A 5,003-nucleotide genomic window follows, 5' to 3' on the forward strand; every position below is an offset into this window, starting at 1 on the left:
GGAAGCTCCGACACCGCGGCTTGAGGACGGTGGACTGGACCTTCCAGTTCGCCGCGGCCGTCTACAACCTCGTCCGGCTCACCCGCCTCGCTCCAAGTCTGCCCTGAGACCGAAAAGACAGCGTCTGCGGGTCGATTCCGATCCGCAGACGCCCCCTCGTCCGCCCCTCTCGGTCGGTTCTCGCCCGCGCAGCACCCCGTCAACGCTCTCGAATGGCCGAAATGAGCCGTTTTTCAGCAGCGTCCTACACGCCCGTCGCCGCCGAGGTGCCCGTCGTCATCAGGCGCCGATCGCCATCGAGGCACCCGCCAAAGCGGGGCGCCGAAGACGACGAGCGCGACGTGCGGCGGGGGGCGGCGGCGGAGCATTGCCCCGTCGCGGAGCCGCCGCCCCCCGTCGCGCGTTGCGCGACCATCGATGGCCACGCGCCCTGACACCGCGGCGCGCGACACGTCGCGGTGACCGCGGATCACGGCCGCGGCGCGAGGCCGTGCAGGACGCGCGAACCATCCAAGAAGGACCATCCCCCAGCGGACAACCACCAAAGCGCCCTACCAAACACGACAGCACGTCGGGCGTGCGGGGGCGGCGGCGCAGCCGTTGCCCGGTCGGCGGAGCCGCCGCCCCCTCCGCCCGACGCGCGTCTCGCGAGTCGCGCGGGCATTGCCCAGCGAGGCAAAGGCGGCGACCCGCGAGTCGCGCGGGCATTGCCCAGCGAGGCAAAGGCGGCGACCCGCGAGTCGCGCGGGCCGTGTTCTGCGGAACCGAACCGACCGCGCTGCAATCAGAACGTCGCGTCCACCGCGAGAGCCTCCGCAAGCCGGGCCTTGTACTCCGCGGCCGAAATCTCGACCGCCCCGAACTGGCGCAAATGCCCGCCCGTGAGGAACTGCGAGTCCAGCAGGAGGAAGCCGCGCGCCCGCAGTCGCTCGACCAACGCCACCAGCGCGACCTTGCTCGCGTCGCTGAGAATCGAGAACATGCTCTCGCCGGCGAAGAGCCCCTTGATCGCCACGCCGTAGAGCCCCCCCGCGAGGTGGCCTTCGTACCACGCCTCGACGCTGTGCACGAAACCGAGCTCGGCGAGACGCCCGTAGATGTCGATCATCGCCGGCGAGATCCAGGTCTCCTCGCGTCCCGGCGCCGGCGCCGCGCACCCCTCGATGACCGCGGAGACGTCGTTGTCGAAGCGGATCTCGAACCGCCCTCGGCGGATCGTCTTCGCCAGCCGCCGCGGCACGTGGAACCCGTCGAGCGGAATGATCCCCCGCGGGTCGGCGCTGTAGAACGCGATCCGGTCCCCGTCGGGATCGGACATCGGGAAGATCCCCTGGCAGTACCCCGCCAGGATCAGCTGGGGCGTGACGCGCATCGCGTCAGCGCTCGAGCTTCTTCACCCGGTCGAACAGCTCCGGCAGCCGCCGCAGCAGCGCCTGCTGCTTGAGCTCCCGGCGGTGCTCCTGCGCGGGGAAGCCGGAGACGAAGACGCCGTCGCCGACGTCGGTCGTCACGCCGGCCATCCCGCCGACCACCGCCCCCTTGCCGATACGGCAGTGCGGCACCGTCCCGGTGCGCGAGGCCATCGTCGCCCCGTCGCCGAGGACCGTGCTGCCGGCGAGGCCGGTGAAGGCGACGATCAGGCAGTTCTTGCCGACGCGGCAGTTGTGGCCGACGTGGACGTGGTCGTCGATCTTCGTCCCGTCGCCGATCGTCGTCGCCCCGAACGTCGCGCGGTCGATCGTGCAGAGGGCGCCGATCTCGACGTCGTCGCCGACGACGACGTGCCCGATCTGCGGGATCTTGGTGTGGCCGGCGCGCCCCGGAACGAAGCCGAAGCCGTCGCAGCCGAGCGCCGAGCCGGAGTGGACGATCGCGCGGCGCCCGATCACCGTTCCCTCGCGCAGCGCGACGTGGGCCTCGATCCTCGTCGCCTCGCCGACGACGACGTTCGCGCCGACGAAGACGTGCCCCTCGAGCTCCGCCCGGGCGTCGATCCGCGCGCCGGGGCCGACGACGCAGAGCGGCCCGACCGCGGCGGTCGCGTCCACGACCGCGGACGGATCGACGACCGCGCTCGGGTGGATCCCCGGCGTCGCGCCGCGCTTCGGCGCGAAGAGCGGCAGCACGGCGGCGAGCGCCGTGCGCGGGTCCTTCACCTCCACGCCGTCGCGGCCCGCCGGCACGAGGCCGATTCCCGCCAGCAGGGCCGCCTCGGCCGGAACGCGCTCCAGATACTCGGCCATCCAGACGACGCAGAGCGCGTCGGCCGCGGCCTCCTCCGGTTCCGCCACCCGCGCCACGCGGCGCCGGCCGTTCCCCACGACCTGCCCGCCGGCCGCCCGCGCGATTTCGTCGAGCCCGATCCGCGTCGCGTCCATCGTCCGTCTCCAAGCCGCGTCGCCTGCCGCCGCGCGGCCGTCGTATCCTTCCCGTCCAAGATATCGCAAGGAGCCCGACGATGCTGACCATCCGCTACCACGGCCACGACTGCTTCGAGTTCGACGACGGCGCCCGCCGCGTCCTGATCGACCCGTTCCTCGGCGGCAACCCGCTCGCCGACGTCGGCCCCGACTCGTTCCGCACGCTCGACGCCATCATCGTCACGCACGGGCACGGCGACCACGTCGGCGACGCGGCGTCGATCGCCAAGCGGACCGGCGCGCTCGTCGTCTCGAACTTCGAGATCGTCGCCTACCTCGAGCGGCAGGGCTGCAAGGGACACCCGCTCCACATCGGCGGCGGGCGGACCTTCCCGTTCGGGCACGTGAAGCTGACGATCGCGCACCACGGCTCGACCGGCCCGAACGGCGAGGCGCTCGGCGCGCCGTGCGGCGTCGTGCTGACGATGGGCGGGAAGAAGGTCTACCACGCCGGCGACACCGGCCTCTTCCTCGACATGAAATTGATAGGCGAGGCCTGGGGCCCGCTCGACGCCGCGCTGCTCCCGATCGGCGACAACTTCACGATGGACGTCGCCGACGCCGTGCGCGCCGCGTCGTTCCTCGGCGCCGCGGTCAACGTGCCGATGCACTACAACACCTTCGATCTGATCAAGGCCGACCCGGAGGATTTCCGCCGCAAGGTCGAGGCGGGCGGCGGGAAGGCGGTCGTCGTGCCCCCGGGCGGTTCGCTGACGCTGGAATAGCGGAGAGACGGGGAAGGGCGCCGCGCCGCCGCGGCGCCCGTTCCGCGGAATCGATCAGAGCCCGTGGATGCGGGTCAGCTCCGACGTCAGGTGGTCGAACGCCTCGTCCACGCTGTCCACGATCCGGAAGAGCTGCAGGTCCTCGCGGTTGATCACGCCCCACTCGGCGTAGACGTCCCAGTTGATCGCCTTCTCCCAGAACGCCTTGCCGTAGAGCACGACCGGCCGCTGCCGGCTCGCCTTGCGCGTCTGCAGGAGCGTCAGCACCTCGAACAGCTCGTCCATCGTGCCGAAGCCGCCGGGGAAGACGACGAGCGCGCGGCTCAGGTTCACGAACCAGAACTTGCGCATGAAGAAGTAATGGAACTCGAAGGCCAGCTCGCGCGAGACGTAGCCGTTGACCCCTTGCTCCATCGGCAGGCTGATCCCGAGCCCCATCGAGAGGCCGCGGGCGCGCGAGGCGCCGCGGTTCGCCGCCTCCATGATCCCGGGGCCGCCGCCGCTGCAGACGATGAAGCGGTGCTTGCCGTGGTTGAGCCCCTTCGACCAGAGGGTCATCCGGTAGGCCAGTTCCTCGGCCGCCTGGAAGGCCGCGGCGAGCCGGGGGTCTCCGGCGCCGTCCGCCTTCGCCCGAGCCGATCCGAAGAAGACGATCGTGTCCTCGACGTTCAGCCGCTCGAAGCGCGCGTCCGGCTCGAGGTACTCGGAGAGCAGGCGGATCACCCGCGCGTTCGGACTGGCGAGGAACTCGGAGTTCTTGTAGGCCTTGGAGATTCCCGTGAGCGGGGCGGGGTGGTCGGACATCGAGGCGCTTCCTCCGGGTGGTGGGGGGCGGAAGGGAGCGAATATAGGCGCAATCAGTCGCGTCCGGCCATCGACCGGACGCCCCGGGAGCGGCTAAACTGTCGCGAAGCGCACTCCGCGGGGGCCTTTTCCGCGGAGCGTGTATTGTTTTCGGCCACTCGCGGGACAATAGTTGTCCTAGGAGGCCCATGAGACTCGCCGACACGGCCGCCTCGGCGGCAACCGCCATCCTCGCGCATCTCTTCGCCGTCGATCCCGGACCGGCGCCGGAGAAGGCCGCGCTGTACTCGCGCGCGACGGCCCTCGCCTTCGACGCCTGCCGGCTCGGCCCGTGGGATGAACTGCGCGATCTGGCGGTGATCGCCCGCAACGACGCGCTCGCCGCGACGACCGCGGCGGACGTGCGGAAGGCGGCGCTCGGCTTTCTCGGCGTCCTCGAACAACCGCAGGCGGCGGAAGGTCTCGTCGCGGCCGCGCTGACGATGGAAGGGAACCCGTCCCCGGCGTTGGGCGCGCTGCTCGGCGCCGCCGGGCCGCAGGCGATCTGGGCGCTCTGCCAGCGGATCGCCGCCGAGCCGCCCTCGCCGAACATCGAGCGGCTGAAGGAATTCGCGGCCAGGCTCGGACAGGCGACGTGGCGCCGCGCGGCGGAGATCGCCCCGGCCTACGCCGAAAACGACGCGCTGGCCTTCCTGATGGTCGCGGCGACCCTGCCGCGGCGGCTGGCGCGCGAGACGATGCAGGCGCTCACCGTGCATCCGGACGCCAAGGTCCGCGCGATGACCAACGCGGTCCTGGCGGGGATGCGGGAGCCGGCGGAGGGGCAGGCGTGAGCCCGCAGACCGCCAGCCCCGCGCAGCAGCTCGTCCGCGTCCTCGCGCTGGCGCTGCAGGCGTGCCGCCTCTACCCGGCGGGCCATCCGCAGCGCAAGAACGCCGAGAACCGCGTCCGCCAGATCTGGGGCCCGTTCCTCGCGCAGGGGTACGAGGTCGTCATCGACTTCTACAACGCCGAGCTTCGTCTGGGCGGCGACCTGCCGGAGCGGATCTCGCCG

Annotated in this window: 6 protein-coding genes; 3 read left to right on the forward strand and 3 right to left on the reverse strand. The window is 71.6% G+C overall.

Annotated features, from left to right (window positions below):
* Nucleotides 1-784 precede the first annotated feature (784 nt).
* On the reverse strand, nt 785-1,372 hold the full coding sequence (gene aat / locus LLG88_00470) for a leucyl/phenylalanyl-tRNA--protein transferase (protein MCE5245387.1): 588 nt from the start codon (nt 1,370-1,372) through the stop codon (nt 785-787).
* 4 nt (nt 1,373-1,376) lie between these two features.
* Nucleotides 1,377-2,378 (reverse strand): UDP-3-O-(3-hydroxymyristoyl)glucosamine N-acyltransferase, encoded by a 1,002-nt coding sequence (gene lpxD / locus LLG88_00475; protein MCE5245388.1) that lies wholly within the window; start codon nt 2,376-2,378, stop codon nt 1,377-1,379.
* An 80-nt stretch (nt 2,379-2,458) separates the two neighbouring features.
* Between lpxD and LLG88_00480 the strand changes: the two genes are divergently transcribed.
* Nucleotides 2,459-3,145: a metal-dependent hydrolase gene (locus tag LLG88_00480; GenBank protein MCE5245389.1), complete on the forward strand. Its 687-nt coding sequence runs from the start codon at nt 2,459-2,461 to the stop codon at nt 3,143-3,145.
* Between the two features lie 54 nt (nt 3,146-3,199).
* Here LLG88_00480 and LLG88_00485 read toward each other — a convergent pair whose 3' ends face one another.
* Nucleotides 3,200-3,949: an LOG family protein gene (locus tag LLG88_00485; GenBank protein MCE5245390.1), complete on the reverse strand. Its 750-nt coding sequence runs from the start codon at nt 3,947-3,949 to the stop codon at nt 3,200-3,202.
* Nucleotides 3,950-4,137: 188 nt separating this feature from the next.
* Between LLG88_00485 and LLG88_00490 the strand changes: the two genes are divergently transcribed.
* Both LLG88_00490 and LLG88_00495 read left to right on the forward strand, forming a co-directional pair.
* Nucleotides 4,138-4,782, forward strand: coding sequence for a hypothetical protein (locus LLG88_00490; GenBank protein ID MCE5245391.1), 645 nt, complete (start codon nt 4,138-4,140; stop codon nt 4,780-4,782).
* Nucleotides 4,779-5,003, forward strand: a 225-nt coding sequence (locus LLG88_00495; GenBank protein ID MCE5245392.1) for a hypothetical protein, incomplete at its 3' end; no start/stop codon positions are given. The genes LLG88_00490 and LLG88_00495, both read left to right, overlap by 4 nt.

This window comes from bacterium, assembly GCA_021372775.1.
Lineage (GTDB): Bacteria > Acidobacteriota > Polarisedimenticolia > J045 > J045 > JAJFTU01.